Annotated in this window: 19 protein-coding genes and 1 riboswitch; of the genes, 12 read left to right on the top strand and 7 right to left on the bottom strand. The window is 38.8% G+C overall.

Annotation, left to right across the window (positions count from 1 at the left end; all coding sequences use genetic code 11):
* The first annotated feature begins 42 nt into the window (after positions 1-42).
* The 4 genes from pyk (at position 43) to metE (ending at position 7247) form a co-directional block, all read left to right on the top strand.
* Complete coding sequence (gene pyk / locus E4F24_RS03600; RefSeq protein WP_140937311.1) at positions 43-1473, top strand: pyruvate kinase; 1431 nt, start codon at positions 43-45, stop codon at positions 1471-1473.
* Positions 1474-2058: 585 nt separating this feature from the next.
* A complete protein-coding gene (locus E4F24_RS03595; protein WP_140937310.1) occupies positions 2059-3912 on the top strand; it encodes a sensor histidine kinase in 1854 nt (617 codons plus the stop codon).
* 29 nt (positions 3913-3941) lie between these two features.
* Positions 3942-4628, top strand: a complete 687-nt coding sequence (locus E4F24_RS03590) for a response regulator transcription factor (RefSeq protein ID WP_181182354.1) — start codon at positions 3942-3944, stop codon at positions 4626-4628.
* A gap of 133 nt (positions 4629-4761) precedes the next feature.
* Positions 4762-4861, top strand: a riboswitch (SAM riboswitch).
* Positions 4862-4934: 73 nt separating this feature from the next.
* The gene (metE, locus tag E4F24_RS03585) at positions 4935-7247 is read left to right on the top strand and encodes a 5-methyltetrahydropteroyltriglutamate--homocysteine S-methyltransferase (RefSeq protein WP_140937309.1); all 2313 of its coding nucleotides are present in this window, start codon (positions 4935-4937) and stop codon (positions 7245-7247) included.
* A 70-nt stretch (positions 7248-7317) separates the two neighbouring features.
* Here metE and E4F24_RS03580 read toward each other — a convergent pair whose 3' ends face one another.
* Positions 7318-8709, bottom strand: coding sequence for an APC family permease (locus E4F24_RS03580; RefSeq protein ID WP_140937308.1), 1392 nt, complete (start codon positions 8707-8709; stop codon positions 7318-7320).
* 183 nt (positions 8710-8892) lie between these two features.
* On the opposite strand from E4F24_RS03580, the gene E4F24_RS03575 reads away from it, so the two are divergent.
* The 3 genes from E4F24_RS03575 (at position 8893) to E4F24_RS03565 (ending at position 10829) form a co-directional block, all read left to right on the top strand.
* Positions 8893-9078, top strand: coding sequence for a hypothetical protein (locus tag E4F24_RS03575; protein WP_140937307.1), 186 nt, complete (start codon positions 8893-8895; stop codon positions 9076-9078).
* 110 nt (positions 9079-9188) lie between these two features.
* Entirely contained in the window at positions 9189-10355 is a 1167-nt protein-coding gene (locus E4F24_RS03570; RefSeq protein WP_140937306.1) for an alpha-hydroxy acid oxidase, read from the top strand.
* Between the two features lie 39 nt (positions 10356-10394).
* The gene (locus E4F24_RS03565; protein WP_140937305.1) at positions 10395-10829 is read left to right on the top strand and encodes a 6-pyruvoyl trahydropterin synthase family protein; all 435 of its coding nucleotides are present in this window, start codon (positions 10395-10397) and stop codon (positions 10827-10829) included.
* 184 nt (positions 10830-11013) lie between these two features.
* Here the strand turns inward: E4F24_RS03565 and E4F24_RS03560 are convergent, their stop codons facing one another.
* On the bottom strand, positions 11014-11373 hold the full coding sequence (locus tag E4F24_RS03560) for a winged helix-turn-helix transcriptional regulator (protein ID WP_140937304.1): 360 nt from the start codon (positions 11371-11373) through the stop codon (positions 11014-11016).
* Between the two features lie 123 nt (positions 11374-11496).
* Between E4F24_RS03560 and E4F24_RS03555 the strand changes: the two genes are divergently transcribed.
* From E4F24_RS03555 to E4F24_RS13915, 4 genes are read left to right on the top strand one after another with little or no spacing between them, the layout of a single operon-like run.
* Complete coding sequence (locus E4F24_RS03555) at positions 11497-12291, top strand: SDR family oxidoreductase (RefSeq protein ID WP_140937303.1); 795 nt, start codon at positions 11497-11499, stop codon at positions 12289-12291.
* Between the two features lie 20 nt (positions 12292-12311).
* Entirely contained in the window at positions 12312-12635 is a 324-nt protein-coding gene (locus E4F24_RS03550) for a nuclear transport factor 2 family protein (protein WP_140937302.1), read from the top strand.
* Positions 12636-12644: 9 nt separating this feature from the next.
* On the top strand, positions 12645-13196 hold the full coding sequence (locus tag E4F24_RS03545; protein WP_140937301.1) for a DNA-3-methyladenine glycosylase I: 552 nt from the start codon (positions 12645-12647) through the stop codon (positions 13194-13196).
* On the top strand, positions 13181-13450 hold the full coding sequence (locus E4F24_RS13915) for a hypothetical protein (protein ID WP_216629134.1): 270 nt from the start codon (positions 13181-13183) through the stop codon (positions 13448-13450). Before E4F24_RS03545 ends, E4F24_RS13915 begins: the two co-directional genes overlap by 16 nt.
* Positions 13451-13702: 252 nt before the next feature.
* Here E4F24_RS13915 and E4F24_RS03540 read toward each other — a convergent pair whose 3' ends face one another.
* From E4F24_RS03540 to E4F24_RS03520, 5 genes are all read right to left on the bottom strand, one after another.
* A complete protein-coding gene (locus tag E4F24_RS03540) occupies positions 13703-14467 on the bottom strand; it encodes an exodeoxyribonuclease III (RefSeq protein ID WP_140937300.1) in 765 nt (254 codons plus the stop codon).
* Between the two features lie 48 nt (positions 14468-14515).
* Positions 14516-15274, bottom strand: a complete 759-nt coding sequence (locus tag E4F24_RS03535) for a peptidylprolyl isomerase (RefSeq protein ID WP_140937299.1) — start codon at positions 15272-15274, stop codon at positions 14516-14518.
* Between the two features lie 3 nt (positions 15275-15277).
* Positions 15278-15625 carry a hypothetical protein gene (locus E4F24_RS03530; RefSeq protein ID WP_136900249.1) on the bottom strand — a complete coding sequence of 116 codons (348 nt, stop codon included), beginning with the start codon at positions 15623-15625 and terminating at the stop codon, positions 15278-15280.
* A gap of 120 nt (positions 15626-15745) precedes the next feature.
* Entirely contained in the window at positions 15746-16186 is a 441-nt protein-coding gene (locus E4F24_RS03525) for a low molecular weight protein-tyrosine-phosphatase (protein WP_140937298.1), read from the bottom strand.
* A gap of 134 nt (positions 16187-16320) precedes the next feature.
* Positions 16321-17874, bottom strand: coding sequence for a Do family serine endopeptidase (locus E4F24_RS03520; protein ID WP_140937297.1), 1554 nt, complete (start codon positions 17872-17874; stop codon positions 16321-16323).
* Positions 17875-18092: 218 nt separating this feature from the next.
* On the opposite strand from E4F24_RS03520, the gene dapF reads away from it, so the two are divergent.
* Positions 18093-18872: a diaminopimelate epimerase gene (gene dapF, locus E4F24_RS03515; protein WP_140937296.1), complete on the top strand. Its 780-nt coding sequence runs from the start codon at positions 18093-18095 to the stop codon at positions 18870-18872.
* The last annotated feature ends 7 nt before the right edge of the window (positions 18873-18879 follow it).

Below are 18879 nucleotides of genomic sequence, written 5' to 3'. Positions count from 1 at the left end.
GTACTTGTTAATTAAAGTAAAGAAGAACAAAAGAATACTTACATGAAGAAGATTCAAAAAAGAACAAAAATAGTAGCAACTCTAGGGCCCGCCTCTTCCAATAAGGAAGTGCTAACACGCATGATCGCCAAAGGCGTTGATGTGTGCCGTCTAAATTTTTCTCACGGGAGTCAAGAGGATCATCTAAAAGTTATTAATACTATCAATGAAATTAACGCTGAAAACCCTTTCAATGTCGGCATCTTAGCAGATTTACAAGGACCTAAAATCCGTATTGGAAAAATGAAAGAAGGCGGTGCCATATTAATCAATGGATCTACTGTAGAAATCACCACACATGAATTAATTGGCGACGAAAATCGTATATATATTACCTACGAAAATTTCCCTAATGATGTAAAAGAAGACGAAATCATCTTGTTGGATGACGGAAAACTCCAATTACGTGTCATCAATACCAATCATTTAGATACGGTAAACTGTGAAGTAGTCCATGGTGGCGTTTTAACTTCAAGAAAGGGCGTAAATTTACCAAATACAAAAGTTTCCATTCCTTCATTGACGGAAGAAGATTTGGACAACCTTAACTTTGCATTGGATCATGGTGCAGATTGGATTGCCATGTCATTTGTCCGGTCTGCGGAAGACATCAAACAAGGCAAAGCAATCATTGCCGCAAAAGGAAGTCATGCGAAGATAATTGCGAAAATCGAAAAACCAGAAGCCATTGAAAATATCGACGCTATTATTGAAGCTACGGATGCAATAATGGTGGCCCGCGGTGACCTAGGTGTTGAATTGCCCATGGAAGAGGTTCCGGGGCTTCAAAAGATCATTGTTCAAAAATGTCGCGATTTATCAAAACCGGTAATTATCGCAACGCAGATGTTGGAAAGTATGATTACAACACCACGTCCTACCCGCGCAGAAGTAAACGACGTTGCAAATTCTGTTTTAGATGGCGCTGATGCTGTGATGTTGAGCGGTGAAACTTCAGTGGGCGAATTCCCTGAAATTGTTATCGAGACTATGGCCAAAGTGATTACACATGTAGAATCCACTTCTTACCCTTATTACAGTTCTAAAGAAGACACCTATATCGATATTACTAAAATTCCAGACGCAATCTGTAGCTCGTCTATTTTCTTAGCTGAAAAAACAAAAGCATCAGCAATTGCCGTCATGACAACATCGGGCTATACAGCAATGGAAATTGCCAGCTATCGTCCGGATGCTAATATTTATGTTTTCACGGGAAACAGAACCTTACTACGGCTTTTAAGCTTAGTATGGGGTGTTAACACCTTTATTTATGAAAAATACGAAAGTACAGACGGCACGATTCAAGATGTCAATGGTTTACTTAGAGAGTATCAATTGGTAGAACCGGGTCAAATCGTAATTAATACTTCCTCAACTCCCCTACACGAAAAAGGAAGAACAAACACTATTCGTGTATCCGAATTAAAATAAAGATTAATATATCGATAATAGGAAAAGGGCTGCATCTTTTACAGCCCTTTTCCTTTGCTTTACATCTCTCTTTCTTCGTCCTATATATTGGATTATGATTCGCTAAAGTTAGTATTAACTCATACATTAAACACCTATTTTATAGGTGTTTAATGTCATATATACAGAAGGTGGGATAGGGATTATCCCTACCATAACCTATTAAGTAAACAATCTTTATCTTCTTTAATCCAGCTAAAATGCAGGTTCTGTGAAAAGAAAGTGTCGGCTGTCAATATATTGCAAAGGAAGTTCTATCATTTAAAGACACCAGAAACTTAATCAACTATAAAATAAGCTGTTAAATAGTGTTAAATGCGTATGAACAGCTATTTTCATTGCTATTTTTGTACAAAATGAAATTATCCGAGGTGTATAGTATGTTTAACAGAGACAAATATGTTCGCGGTACCAACTGTGGTAAAAGGCTTCATTACCATGTGAAAGAAAATTAAATTCGAATGAAACCGAGATGTAAATAATATTGACACACAGGGCAATGCTTATTTATATCGAGCTCTCATCATCCATTGAAAAAATAAATAAATGAAAAAAAGAAGTATTGCATTAATAATATGGTTAATGTCGATTGCCTTATTAGGTGTCGTTGCTATGCAGTATTATTTTATTCGAGAAACATACCAACAGAAGTCAAAATTATTTGACGAAGGTGTAATGGCCTCGTTAAATGCTGTTTCTGGACTCATAGAGCGTAGAGAAATCTATCTCTTTACCCGAGAACAGCAAAAAATGAACCAAACAAAATACTTAGAGGATCAAGAGAAACAACGAAAGAAGGAACGTCTTTTAAGTGAACAATTAGACATTCAAGAAAAAATAAAACTGCTCCAACAAAAACAAATCGAAATCGAAAACCGATTCCGGGATGCGGAACGCGAACTAAAAGACCAATACGGCAATGCGGTAGAACTGGAGAATTCATTCTATGAAACTTATATCCGACGACCGGCATATCAGCGATATGTGGATATACAAATCAGCCAAGGCCCTAGTCGAGATGGGAATTTTATCAATAGTGATGTAAGCATTGTCGCAACCGTAAACGTACCACCCATTGCTGCAAAGGATGATAGTGTCCGATACGGCATTCCCATAATAGACGGCACCACAGGAAAAGCTAAACTCTACACGATCGTTCTCCCGCCCAAATCAAGCGATAAAATCGCCTTCGAACTATACAATTATGAGCGAAAACTAAAAGAGTTAAATTTGCGTAAACTGGAAAGTGCGTTTAGCTTAGAAGATTCAGTGGCTATCTTAGGCGGTAAGAATCCGGAATTGGTAGAGCAGGTAGCTATCGCCATGGAGTTAGCAAAAAAACCACTTCGGGAACGTATTAATATTGCATCTGTACAGCGATTGATCAAAGATGAACTGGATCGCCGCGATATTCACACACCGTTCAATATAGAGATTCGTGACAGACACAACAACAATCTAATCTTTAACATCCAAACGTCCGCCAATTTCAATTCAACAGACAAGATTACACGTTATAGCACTCCACTTTTTCAGGGTGATGCCAATAATCAGACCCCCGGGCTGCTGTCCGTATATTTTCCGAATAAAAAGTCTATTATCGCAGACAACATGAGCTATCTTATATTGCCTACGCTGGCATTATTCGCACTATTAATAGGGTGTTTCGTATATACACTTAGCATCATTTTCAAGCAAAAGAAAATGTCAGAAATGAAAACTGACTTTATCAACAATATGACGCACGAATTCAAGACACCTGTCGCAACGATAATGATTGCGAGCGAATCTTTGCGCGACCCCGAAATCTCATCCGATGAAAAACGAGTGAACAGATTAGCTAATATTATCTATGATGAAAATGTCCGTTTAGGATCACATATTGAACGGGTGTTAAATATTGCACGCTTGGAAAAGGAGAATCTAAAAATAGAACGTGTTGATGTTGCAGTAAATGATTTAATATCAAGCGTATTAGATAGTATGCAGCTGCAACTGCAAAAAGCAAACGGCAAAATAAACATCGATCTATCTGCTGAAAAAGACACGGTAATTGGCGATGAATTGCATCTTTCTAATGTAATGTTTAACTTAGTTGATAATGCAATAAAATATAGCCTTGAGGCTCCTGAAATTACGGTCAAAACATATAACTCAAAAGGTAATATTATATTAACTGTAACAGATAAAGGCATGGGTATGACTAAAGAGCAACAAGAAAAAATATTTGATCAATTCTATAGAATTCCAACCGGAAATATTCACAATGTCAAAGGATTTGGATTAGGATTGAGCTATGTGAACGATATAATCAAGCGATTAGACGGACGCATAGAAGTGAGAAGTGAGAAAGATAAGGGAACACAATTCGAGGTCACCCTTCCTCTGAAATCCAATTAATGGAGGTTAAAAACTTAAAAATACTTGTTATGCAAAAGATATTATTAGCTGAAGATGATCCTAATCTGGGTGAATTATTAAAAGATTACTTAGAATTGAAAGGTAAATATGACGTTGTACTGTGTCAAGATGGGGATCAAGCTTTGGAACAATTCCGAAAAGAACGTTTTAACCTATGTATCTTTGACGTGATGATGCCTAAGAAAGATGGGTTTTCGTTAGGCAAGGATGTACGTAAGATGGATCAAACCATACCAATAATATTTGCCACAGCGAAGGGCATGATGGAGGATAAAACCCAAGCTTTTGAATTGGGAGGAGACGATTACATCACGAAACCATTTCGTGTAGAAGAATTATTGCTGCGTATACAAGCATTATTAAAACGTGTCAGTAAGGATAAGGAAGAAGAACTAGCGGATAAATTTGAAATCGGAAATTACTTCTTCGATTATACAAGTCAAGTGGTCACTTACAAAGGCCAACAACAAAAGCTTTCCACGAAAGAAGCGGAGCTATTACGACTCCTATGTTTAAAGAAAAATGACGTATTAACACGAGAAGAAGCTTTGGTGAAAATATGGCATGACGACAATTATTTCACAGGCAGAAGTATGGACGTTTTCTTGAGTAAGCTAAGAAAATACTTAAAAGAAGACCCTAACGTAGAAATTGTTAATGTCCATGGTAAAGGTTATAAACTTTTAGTAAGCTAATTTTTGGTCAAAAAACAGCAAATAACTATTGGAGACTCATTTAAACACTATTTCTTCAATGGTAGTTAAGTTAGTATTAAAACATTTTATTTTTTAAATTTTTATTTTTAACTTTATTTTGCGAACTTAGCATCGCTTATAGAGAAAGGCAGAGGGACTAGACCCGTTGAAGCCTTAGCAACCTGTCTCTTGACAAGGTGCTACATTCTACTCCGAAAGGGGAAAGATAAGCTAAAGAAACTGATCCGAGTCTCTTTCTCTTACGGCAAAATTTTTACAAGTAAAAAATTAAATAGGGATAAGAGTATGTTAATTACCAACAACTTAGGTTACCCAAGAGTGGGACCATTCCGCGAATTGAAAAAAGCCAATGAAGCATATTGGGCTAAAAAAATTTCTGCGGAAGAATTATTACAAGCGGCTAAATCTATTCGCGAAAACAACTGGAAAACTCAAAAAGATGCCGGAATTGATTTAATTCCCTCGAATGACTTTTCTTTCTACGATCAAGTTCTTGACTTGTCATTGACTGTAGGTGCTATCCCAACACGTTACAATTCGCTGTTGAACAAGATCGACCGTAAATATAATTTAGATCTATACTTTGCAATGGCGCGCGGTTTCCAAGAGGAAGGCGTTGACGTAACAGCAATGGAGATGACGAAGTGGTTTGATACAAACTACCATTATATTGTCCCTGAATTCACTAAAGACCAAGAATTCAAATTAACTTCTGAAAAATTCTTAAATGAATACAATGAGGCTAAATCGTTGGGGATTGAAACAAAACCTGTACTGATCGGCCCTATCACTTACCTTTTAGTTGGTAAAGAAAAAGAAACTGATTTTAATCGTATAGATTTGATCGATAAATTAGTACCTGTTTACGAAGAGATTTTATCAAAATTGGCGGAAGCTGGTGCGCAATATGTTCAAATCGATGAGCCCTTCTTAGCATTGGATATTGATGACGCAACACGCGCATTGTATGGCAAAGTGTTCGAAAAATTAGCTGCTGCTGCCCAAGGTATCAAGTTAGTTGTAGCTACCTATTTTGAAGCATTAGCCGACAACGAAGAAACGGCCTTGAATTTACCCGTTCATGCACTTCACTTAGACCTGGTTCGTGGCGAGAAACAATTAGACACAATATTAGCTAAAGTGCCTGCTACACTAACACTTTCATTAGGCGTTGTAGAAGGACGTAACATTTGGAAAAATGATTACGAAAAATCTTTAGCATTAATCAATCAAGCGGTAGATACATTAGGAAAAGACCGCGTATGGATTGCACCTTCCTCTTCACTATTACACGTTCCTTTCGACTTGGATAATGAAGACAACGAAGAATCGCTTCCAAAAGAAGTTAAAAACTGGTTGGCATTTGCCAAACAAAAACTAGCAGAGGTCAAAGATCTTGCAATCTTGGCTGATGGTGAAGTTGATGCTAAAACAGCCGAACGTTTTGAAGCAAACAAAGCTGCTGCTGAAAGCCGTCGTACCTCTCCTTTGATTCACAAACCTGAAGTAAAAGAACGTACCGCGAATATCACAGATGATGATGCAAAACGCACATCACCTTTCCCTGCCCGTAAAGCTGCTCAACAAGCGAAATTTAACCTGCCTGCATTTGCTACAACAACGATCGGTTCTTTCCCACAAACGAAAGATGTACGGAAATGGAGAGCTGACTTGAAAAAAGGAGCTATCTCTCAGGAACAGTATGACAAAGAGATTGCAGAAGAGACTGAAAGAACAATCCGTTTGCAAGAACAATTGGACATCGATGTACTAGTACATGGAGAATTCGAACGTAATGACATGGTAGAATATTTTGGTGAACAATTAGCAGGTTACGCATTCACGAAAAACGGATGGGTTCAATCTTACGGATCCCGCTGTGTAAAACCACCCGTGATTTATGGAGATGTATACCGTCCGGCAGACATGACTGTACGTTGGTCTTCCTATGCGCAAACATTGACTGAGCGCCCGGTAAAAGGAATGTTAACCGGTCCGGTTACGATTTTGCAATGGTCTTTCGTACGTAACGACCAACCTCGTTCTACAACGACTTACCAAATTGCTTTAGCAATCTTAGATGAAGTACAAGCGTTAGAAAAAGCAGGAATTAAAATTATCCAAATCGACGAACCGGCCATTCGTGAAGGTCTTCCATTACGCAAAGCGGATCAAAAAGATTATTTAAATTGGGCTGTCCGTGCGTTCCGTGTTTCTTCTTCTAATGTAGATGACGACACACAGATTCACACACACATGTGTTATTCGGAGTTTAACGACATTATCGAAGATATCGCAGCAATGGATGCAGACGTTATCACGATCGAAACTTCACGTTCGCAAATGGAATTATTAGATGCTTTCGCGGCTGATTTCAAATATCCTAACGATATCGGTCCTGGAGTATATGATATCCACTCACCACGTGTACCTAGTACAGAAGAGATGGTCGAATTATTACGCAAAGCAAAAGCTGTAGTTCCTGCAGAACAACTTTGGGTAAATCCTGATTGTGGATTGAAAACGCGTGCTTGGCCTGAAACCAAAGCGGCACTAGAATCTATGGTTGAGGCTGCAAAAATCTTAAGAGCAGAATAAATTTTAGACTTAGTAATATTAAATATCACATCCCGAAGCTTCTAAACTTCGGGATGTTTTTTTATCCTTCTCAAGCCACCTTTGATTTTTTCTTATTGATCCAATAATATACCGGTACGCCCAATAAAACTAAAATAAATCCTGGCCAGGTGTATTGAGGCTTGTAGATAATCAACAACACACAAAATAGCGTTCCAATCACAAGATAAATCAGTGGAGAAAGCGGATAAAGAAATGCTTTATAGGGACGTTCCAAATCAGGGCGTTTCCAGCGCTGATACATAACTCCCAATACGGTGATCATGTAGAAAATGACAATCACAAACGAAACCATATCCAACAAATTACCATATTGACCACTAAGGCATAATACCGAGGCCCAAATGCCTTGCAACCAAAGAGAACGTTCTGGCACGTCCCGCTTATTGTTGGGGACAGCTTGTTTAAGAAACAAACCATCTTTAGCCATAGTTTGAAATACGCGAGCCCCAGAAAGCACAATTCCATTCACACAGCCAAAAGTAGATATCATCACCAATATGGCCATGACAATAGTCCCCGTATGACCCAATAATTTTTCGGCAGCAGCAATAGCGACACGGTCATTCGCTGCAAATGCAATTTCATCCCTGCTCAATGCGGCTAAATAAATATAGTTGCACAGCAGATACAGTACCATCACCAGGGATGTCCCAATCACCATGGCACGTACCACATTTCGCTTAGGGTCACGAATTTCGCCAGACACAAAAGTTACATTCTCCCAGGCTACACTACTAAAAATGGATCCAACCATCGCAGCAGCAATACCTCCCATCAACACTCCTCCTGAAATACTTTGCCATCCACCCCCACTTAGGTTTTGAAAAGATGACCAACCAAAACTTATATTTTCCGCAAATAAGTTGCTTTTCATCAGGTACAGCCCACCTAATATCAATACAACTAATGCAATAATCTTAGAAGACGTAAAAATTGATTGTACGATCTTCCCACTTTCAATTCCCCTTGTATTCACCAACGTCAACAATAAGATAACACCTATTGCTACGATTTGCATCCACGTAATCATAAATGTTCCGTATTGAAAGATAGGAGATGCATCATTCAGCGCTGGAATAATATACCCTGTAAACTTTCCAAACGCTACGGCCACGGCAGCAATAGTACCCGTTTGGATGACAGTGAACAAGCTCCATCCATAAAGGAAACCCGTCATTTTACCGAATATTTCCGTTAGATAGGCGTATTGCCCTCCAGCTTTAGGGTACATTGAAGAAAGCTCACCATAGCAAATTGCCGCGGCTACTGTTGCCAAAGCAGTTAACAACCAAACTACAATAACCCAATATCCAGATCCGAGTTGTCGCATCATATCCGATGACACAATAAAAATTCCACTTCCGATCATCGATCCCATCACGATCATCACCGCATCCCATAAGTTTAGCTGACGCTTCATAGTTTTAGGTATTGTTTACCCAAACCTACAAATAATCCCGTATTTCAACGTTATCACAATACAAACTTTTTAATCTAATAACTCGTATTTCGCTTTTTTAATCCACTAAAAACAAGTCTTACCTAGGCGAAAACAGAAACAAAAATTCCCTTTTGATGTTATTAAATATAAAAAATAAAGAACATGAAAAAGTATCACAATATAATCCCAATTTCGCTCGTAGCACTGACTTCCACTTTACTTACCGGCTGTTCTGTTATTGAAGGTATCTTCAAAGCCGGTGTGTGGACAGGTATAATTGTTGTCGTATTGGTAATTGCACTGATTATCTGGCTAATTGCAAAAATAACAGGTGGCAGAAATAAATAACACCAGCTCCGGTTCAAATCGACATTAAATATAAATTCCTTCACCGTACATGACAGAGTTTAGCATAAATATTATAATATTTGCATGTTAAACCCTATCATGTTATAATCATGTCAAAAAAGATATATTTTCCTTATAAATCACAGTACCCGTCTATAGCTGACCTGAAAAAGAAAGCAAAAAAAAGAATACCAAAATTCGCTTTTGATTATCTTGAAGGCGGATGCAATGAAGAGTTGAATTTAGCTCGAAATGAAAGTGATTTTGACGATATCCTGTTAAAGCCTCAATATCTACATGTAGCAGACGATATTGATATGTCTGTAGAACTATTTGGCAGACGCTATAGTGCTCCATTTGGTATATCCCCTGTCGGGCTTCAAGGTTTGATGTGGCCGAATGCTCCAGAAATATTAGCAAAAGCCGCAGCAAAACACGACATCCCTTATATATTAAGCACCGTATCAACGAGTAGTATAGAGCGTATTGCTGAAGTATCAGACGGTAAAGCGTGGTTCCAACTGTATCACCCAACGGAAAATAGACTGCGGGATGATATATTAAAAAGGTTAAAGGATGTCGAATGCCCTGTTTTAGTGGTATTAGTTGACGTGCCTTCTTTCGGTTTACGGTACCGTGAAATAAAAAGCGGTCTGTCCATGCCTCCAAAAATGAATATCTCTAATATTTTACAGGCGATGGTTTGCCCGACTTGGGGAATTAAGACCTTGCAACACGGCATTCCCTCTTTTGCCACACTAAAACCATACATGGAAAAAGGATTGGACTTAGCCCAATTGGGGCAATTCATGAATAGGACTTTTACAGGAAAGGTAAATGTCGAAAAAGTAAAGGCTATTCGCGATATCTGGACAGGGCCTCTCGTACTTAAAGGCATCACCACCGACGAAGATATGCAAGCCGCAATTGCGGTTGGAGCAGACGGTGTAATTGTTTCTAATCATGGTGGTCGCCAGATTGATGCCGGAGAATCTTCTATTCATTCACTGATTAAATTGGCAAGTAACCCAATGTATAAAGAAAAGATAAAAATTATGCTTGATGGCGGAATCCGTTCGGGTGTAGATTTAGCCAGAGCACATGCCGTTGGATCAGATTTTAATTTTATGGGCCGGCCATTCATGTACGGTGTGGGAGCTTTGGGTGATGAAGGCGGGGAAAACACCATCAACCTTTTCAAAGCACAGCTTTATCAGGTTATGCAGCAATTATCCCTGGAAAATATAGAACAGTTACCAACAAGATTAATAAAGTAATACACGCAAATGCATCATTAGGTTCTTATCTTTGCTTCTATGATAACAGCAGACAGATATCACGATATCTCCTGTGGCCATCGTGTGGTCGGCCATGAAGGGAAATGTCGATTTTTACACGGCCATAACTACCGTATTCATTTTACGATTACCGCGTCTGAATTAGACACCGTTGGACGTGTACTGGATTTTTCCGTAATAAAGAGCCATCTATGTGAGTGGCTAGAACATCATTTCGATCATAAATTTTTAATATGGGAAAAGGACGAATTATTGCAGCAGCTTCTTGAAGTCCAAGAAGAAAGTCTGGTAATCGTACCGTTTAATCCCACAGCAGAGAATATCGCTAAATATTTGGTAGAAGTGATAGGTCCCAAACAATTAGCCGATACGCCTGCAAAATTAGTTTCCTGTAAAGTAGAAGAGACCAGCAAATGCTCAGCGAGTTATAGTATCAGTTACCAGCAAGGCTAAACGACCGCACAGCCCGACGTTTGAAAAACTCATCGGTGGACTGTCCGCTGACGAACTTAAATCGGACTTTGTGCGACACTTCAACGGTAGTTCTTCTATCAACTTTTGCAGTTGGACAGTCCTTCGCTGACTTTTAGAAAAAATTATCCCGACAGACAACCGTTCAGACTTTCTGACAACCGTTTTAGTTTTCCGACCGTTTCAAAATCACATTTCGTAAGCGTTCTTCGTTTTCATCGCCCCAATTTCCCAACGCAGAAATGACAGGAATTAACGACTTTCCGAAATCGGTAAGACTGTATTCAACTTTTGGCGGAACGACAGGATAAATGATTTTTGTAATTAGTTCGTGTTCTTCCAACTCTTTTAACTGAATATTCAAAACCCTGCGTGAAGCATCGGGAATTTTGCGTTGTAGTTCGCTTGGGCGTTTGTGTCCCTCATTGATAAACCAAAGCAGACGGATTTTCCATTTGCCATAAAGCACTTCGCCAATCAAATCCAAACCGCAATTCAGGTTCAACGGTATCTTTCTCTCATACATAAGACAAAGTTAGCCCAATGTTCCAAACTGCACAATAGGGGAATAATTTATCACTATGCAATTCGGTTTTCCCTAATTGTCAGAAACGGTTATACTTCTCAACTTTGCATCAAAATTTAATAAGTGGAACAGGAATTTAATTTCAACAATGAATTATCAGGCAAAATTGCTTTGGTAACAGGCGGAACAAAAGGCACAGGAAAAGCCATTGCCGAAAGATTATTAAACGCAGGTGCAACCGTAATCATCACGGCAAGAAATAAACCCGAACAACCAAATGAACAACTGCATTTTATTTCGGCAGATTTGAGCAAATCCGCAGGAACGCAAAAAGTAGCGAATGAAGTATTACAAAAGTTTGGCAGATTAGACATTTTAGTAAACAACTTAGGCGGTTCAGAAACCAAAGGCGGTGGCTTTGCTGTTTTGAGTGATGAAGATTGGGAACACTCCATTCAAACCAATTTACTTGCCCCTGTTCGTTTAGACAAAGAATTTTTACCGCAAATGATAGAACGTAAAAATGGCGTTATCATTCATATTGCTTCTATTCAAGGCAAGTTACCTTTGTATGACAGCACATTACCGTATGCAGCAGCCAAAGCGGGACTTATCAATTACAGCAAAAGTTTATCAAACGAAGTTTCGCCAAAAGGTGTTCGTGTTTTAACTGTTTCACCGGGCTGGATTAAAACGGACGGTGCAACAGGAATGATGAATGAAATTGCCGAAAGAACGGGCATTACAGTTGAAGAAGCCATACAACAAGTAATGAAAAGTTTGGGAGGTATTCCTTACGGCAGACCTGCACAACCCGAAGAAGTTGCTGAATTAGTTGGTTTCTTGGCTTCGCCAAGAGCTAACTATTTGACAGGAACAGAGTTTGTAATTGACGGTGGCACAATTCCAACCATTTAAATAATCTAAAAACAAGAATAATGAACTTACCGAAAGTAATAGCAGATTTAGTTAAAGCACAAGACAACTTTGATAGTGTTGCTTATGCAAACTGTTTTTCAGAAACAGCCGGAGTTTTTGACGAAGGCAAAACACACAACGGACGAAAAGAAATTGAAAATTGGATTGAAAATGCAAACAAACAATTCAAAACCATAATGAAACCTATTAACTTTATCACAGAAGAAAAGACAAGTATTTTATCGGCGGAAATTTCAGGAACATTTGACGGCAGTCCCGTTGTTTTGAATTATCATTTTGAATTAAAAGGCGGACTAATACAGTCATTGAACATAACAGATTAAAAGAAAAGTATGTCCTATTGCACAGCCATAGAAACAATGCAATCCGAAGAGAAAAAGGCATTGCACAAAAATTATCACGATTATCATTACGGCTTTCCAATTCACGATGACAACGAATTGTTTGGACGTTTGATTTTAGAAATTAACCAAGCAGGTTTGAGTTGGGAAACGATTTTGAAAAAAGAAACTTCGTTTCGCAAAGCATACAGCAATTTCAACATCAAAAAAGTTGCAACTTATACGGAAGCAGACAGAGAACGACTTTTAGCAGACGCAGGAATTATCCGCAACAAACTAAAAGTAAATGCAGCAATAGAAAACGCAAAAACAATTCTTGCGTTGCAAAAAGAATTTGGCTCTTTTGAAAAATGGTTGGAACATCATCACCCGAAAACAAAAGAAGAATGGGTTAAGTTGTTTAAGAAAACATTCCGTTTTACAGGTGGTGAAATCGTGAACGAGTTTTTAATGAGCATTGGTTATTTGCGTGGGGCACACGATGAAAATTGTCCTGTTCACAAACAAATCCTGAAACAAAAACCAATGTGGCAAAAGAAATAAAAACGATAAGCGACAATTTAACTGCATTAGAACATTACTATGAAAAGCAGGACATAGCAACAAGAGAATGTTTGTTGGCTTTAAAATCTATGTTTTATCCATTAACAGCGATATTGTTCATTTGCGGAAATACCGAATACCTTTTTTCACTTACAACGGTTTTAATCTTGGTTTTTTGTGAGTACACAGAAAGAAAATTATTGTCGGTTTCATTGAAGACAAAAAGAGTTTTCAGCGAACAAAAGACAGCGTAACAACTTTGGAAGTAAATCCGTTGGACGACATGCCTATCGACGAAATCAAACGAACAATCAGAGAACTGATTAAGAAATACGAACATTGACCCGACAAAAGCCCAGCTGGTAACAGCGGTTTGGCGCATTGGGGGCGGACGTGCTTCGTATGAACATTTGTGCTAAATTTGAACTTTTCGGCTTCGTTTAAAGTGTAGTGCTGAAAAGCCCCCACTACGCCAAGCCACGAACCGTTAAGAATACATAAACTCGTTATGTTACCTCCAAAATAACAGGACAATGATCCGAATGTACCGCATCAGGTAAAATACCTGCGTATGAAATATGATTCAACAAAGCCGGAGAAGCCATATTATAATCTATGCGCCAGCCTAAATTCTTAGCTCTAGAACCTGCACGATAGCTCCACCAAGTATAATGATGTGGGTCAGGATTAACATGTCTGAAAGTGTCGATGAATCCCGATTGAATAAAGTTCTCCATCCACTCACGCTCTGCAGGCAAAAATCCAGACGTGTTTGCATTAGATTTAGGATTATGGATGTCGATGGCACGATGACAGATATTGAAATCACCTGAAATAACCAATTTAGGCTTTTCGACAATTAGTTTATCTGTATATGCTTTAAAATCATCCAAAAAACGGTATTTGAATTCCTGACGAACATCTCCCGTAGTACCAGAAGGAAAATACGTGCTCATCACAGAAATATCGTCAAAGTCAGCCCGGATTATTCTTCCTTCAAAATCATAATCTTCGTGACCGCAACCATACTCAATATGGTTAGGCGTTATTTTTGTGAATATCGCTGTTCCGCTATATCCCTTTTTTTGAGCAGGATACCAATAATGCTCATAGCCCATTTGTTCGAGGTAAAGTATTTCAGGAACCTGATCTGCAGTTGCTTTTATCTCTTGCAAACATACGACATCCGGATTTACTGCTTTCAGCCAGCCTAACCAATCCTTTTTAAGGGCAGCCCGGATTCCATTGACATTATAGGTTACGATTTTCATCTAAATTATTGTTTAAGCTTCTTTAATGTATCAATGAGCTTGGTTCCGTTACTGAACAGTATAATATTTTGATTTCAAAGAGTCGAACAATTTCGTAAAAAACCCATTCTGGGGCGGCAATCCGCTATTTTCACGCTCCAAATTAATAGCCTCTCTTCGCGTCAATATCCGCATTGCCATTCGTTCATTTTTTAATGGGCGATCAAAAGGATCTGTTGCGACTGCAGCAATCTTATCCACAATTTCAAGTCCGGTCAAAAGCTCTCCAAAAACGGTATAATTTCCATCCAGATGAGGGGTTCCTCCTACTGTTGAATACGCTTTCCGCTGCATAGCCGACAGCTTATTACCCTGCATTCGAAATTGTTCCAAAGAATCTAATCCTGCCTGCGAATATTTACGCCCTTGAACGAAATAGAACTGTGAAGCAGAAGATTGCTTAGCAGGATTATTATCCCGTGCAGCACCAATGGTTCCTTTTTTATGGATTAAATCCGATTGAATTTCAGCTGGGATTTTATAATCGAGTCCGCCATTACCTAATTGTACGCGATCTGCAGCATACCTAGAGTCTGGATCTCCACCTTGTATCATAAAATTACGGATAACACGATGAAACAACAAAGAGTCATAAAACCCTTCCTTCGCCAACTTTACGAAGTTGTCACGATGCTTGGGCGTTTCATTATATAACTTCAAAACAGCATTCCCTTGACTCGTCGAAATGTTAACATAATAATGCGTAGGCTGCTGCGCATGCGCTACGATGCAAACCAATAACAAAAGGAAAGTGAGTAATCTCTTCATCTATTAAATAATTTCTAATTCCTGAAAATAATCTATAATCAACGACTTCATAATCATTTCCTGTTCTAATAAAGTATAATTTGGAACAGGTTTTACCAATTCCCAATGCGGCCAGCCATCCTCGTCCAGTCCTTTAAGGTCATAAAACCCCATAGCACTAAATAATCGACATGTCGCGATATGCATAAGCTCTTCTTTCTCGCGCTTTGAAAACTTTTTAGGGCCTTGTCCCAATTCTTGCACGCCAATCAGAAAAAGCATCACTTTCATGTCGGGCAGTTCCATATCAAAGTTTTCGGCGATAACACCGCGCAACTCTTCCCACTTTCTATTTACTTCTGCAATCTTCATATGATAAGCCAAAAGTAAAAATTATCTTTGATGAACATGGCAAAATACAGGGTTAAAAAATCGAAACCATAAAACTAATTAACAACACTTAAACAAAATACCGAATTGACCGAATAAAAATTAAGATTTTGCAATAGACTTAATCAATTCTACACATCTTTTTTCAATCATTTCATATACGGGTAGAAATAATGCATCGTCAAAATAAGGATCCGGTACAATATCATTATCTACAAACAATTTGACTTTTGCTTTGTCCTGATCATTTTTTGCTTGCGCTAACACATCTTGTAAGTTCTGTCTGTCCATGACAAAGATCAGATCATACTTATCAAATAACTGCGCCGTAAAATGTTGTGCCCGTTGCTGCGAGATATCTACTCCATATTTTTTTGCAATAGCTACCGAACGATGGTCGGGGGCATGCCCGACGTGCCAATCACCCGTACCTGCTGAATCAATTTCCCATTCCAAATTCTCCGATCTAACTAAGTGTGCCATTATTCCGTGCGCTAGGGGTGAGCGACAGATATTACCCAAACAAACCATTAAAATTTTCATGTCCTAAACTTAGAAAAAATGCTTTGAATTCACGAACCGAATGTAATAACATAACGGTATATACAAAGCTGTAAATAAAAAATGTGGCTTCCCGAAGAAAGCCACATACTAACAATATAAACTATCTATGAAAATTAATATTCAATCGGCACATTAAATTCTACTCGACTGCCTCTTTCTGGAACACCCGTTACACGTACAATGTTACGCTTCGTATTTCCTAATGCAGTCTCTACATCGTCTACATTATTTACAGGTTTGCCATTAATTTCTGTAATGACCAATCCTTTTTCTACTCCAAAATATTCGAAGACACCTCCGCGATGTACCTGTGTTACCACTACACCCGAACTAATTCCTAGTTCCTTCTTGCGAGCATCTGTAGCCGGAATAAAACTAGCACCTAACTTATTGTAAATTTCTGTCGCGCTAGCACTGCTGCCTTCTTCCTCTGTTTTAGCCTTCGCTTCTTCACCTTTCAACGTGATAGTAACTTCATTTTCCTTACCCTCACGTTTGTATGAAATTTTCACTTTATCGCCGGGACGTAATCTAGCTACACGTTCCTGCAGATCAGATGAAGAATAAATGGTATTACCATCAATTTTAGTAATAATATCACCTTTTTTTATCCCAGCAGCTTCTGCTCCACCACCTTTTACAGCATCAAAAACATAAAGACCCAAGATATCTGTTACACCAAACTCCTTTTTCTGTTCTGTGCTAAGATCCGATACATCCCTAAAATTGATACCTACATACCCACGTTTCACACCCCCGAATTCTTTAAAATCGTCTAAGATCTTTTTCGCCAGATTGACGGGAATAGCAAACCCATAGCCTGCATATACTCCAGTCGGAGAAGCGATAGCCGAGTTAATACCGATCAACTCTCCCTTTGCATTTACTAACGCTCCACCACTATTTCCTTTATTAATTACCGCATCCGTTTGAATAAACGATTCTATAGCTGCATTTGCACTAGGTTCTTCTTGTCTCTGACCATAGCCTCTAGGCTGCTGTGCCTCGCCTAATATTCCTATCTGACGACCCTTCGCACTCACAATACCTGCTGTTACCGTAGACTGCAAACTCAACGGATACCCCACTGCTAACACCCATTCACCAATCTGCACGTTATCCGAGTTGCCCAATTTTACTATTGGCAGACCCGTACTGTTCACTTTGAGAAGCGCTAAGTCGGTATTAGGATCTTTACCAATTACTTTCGCTTCAAATGTACGTTTGTCAGTAAGTTGCACCTCAATTTTATCAGCATCATCCACCACGTGATTATTCGTTACGATATAGCCATCAGGCGAAATAATCACACCCGATCCGGAAGCTTGCTGTGGTTGGCGTGGTTGCCCACGTCTTTGCTGTGGCATACCGAAAAACTCTTCAAACATATCAAAAGGAGAACCACCACCACCACGCTGGGATCCACGACTTGCCATCGTAACTTTAATATGCACGACTCCCGGAGATACCGCTGCTGCTGCTTGTGTAAAATCTAAATTCCCTGTTGAAGAGACCATATCTTCCATCGGATTATTTGCGTAGTAGACCTTTTGTCTTTCTTCAAAAGACATGTTATCCATTTGCTTATTTTCAAACAGTTTGTAACCTCCTACTGCTACAGCTCCCCCTAAGACAGCTGTTAATAAAGTGATTCCTATTTTCTTCATATTTTATTTGCTGTAATAATCTTAACTTTGTTAAAATTTAGTCTGTTACTTATTATTCATTTGTGTATGTTCAAATGTAATACCATTGGCAGTCTTCATGCAAGTTTTGTCAGTTAAAAATTGTTAACAAACCGGCTTCACGCTTCAATTTAACAAGATTTAACATACTTCGAAAGAATTGTAACAAGAATATTAATTTTATAGTGACTTTTCAAATTATGCACAAAAAAATAAAATTTTTTAAATACCAGGGAGCAGGAAATGACTTCATCTTGATTGACAATAGAAAAGGCTTTTTTGACCGTGAAAACGAAACATTAGTCAGTGATTTATGCGAAAGAAGATTTGGAATCGGTGCAGACGGGTTGATGCTACTTCAAGATACGAAAAATTATGATTTTGAAATGGTCTATTACAACGCAGACGGGCGTGAGGGTACCATGTGTGGTAATGGCGGTCGATGTATCGTCGCTTTTGCCAGAGATCTCGGTCTTATTCAGAACAAAACTGCCTTTTTGGCAGTAGACGGTGAACATATAGCAGATATTTACGGCACACAGGTAAATTTGGGGATGATCGATGTTGCTCAAGTTACTCGCGATTCAGACGCATATGTGCTCGATACCGGTTCTCCACATTATGTCAAAATAGTCGAAGATTTAAAAAACTTCCCTGTTTATGATGCAGGATATGCAATTCGAAATAATGACACCTATAGCGCAGACGGTATCAATGTAAATTTTGTTGAAAAAGAAGGAGAAGGCTACTTTCTACGAACCTTCGAAAGAGGCGTGGAAGACGAAACCTATGCCTGCGGCACTGGCGCTACGGCTGCGGCCATGGCTATGGCAATCCACGAAAATAGAGAAGGTGATATAGAATTTCCTATACGTGTAATAGGAGGACAGTTGTACATTTCTTTTCACAGAGAAGGCAACACATTCACGAATGTATTCCTTAAGGGACCCGCTACTTTTGTTTTCGACGGCGAAATTTAGTCTGTTT

The sequence above is a fragment of the Sphingobacterium lumbrici genome (genome assembly GCF_006476045.1).
GTDB classification, from domain to species: domain Bacteria; phylum Bacteroidota; class Bacteroidia; order Sphingobacteriales; family Sphingobacteriaceae; genus Sphingobacterium; species Sphingobacterium lumbrici.
Note: the sequence above shows the minus strand (reverse complement) of the source record. Positions and strands in the feature narration are given on the sequence as shown.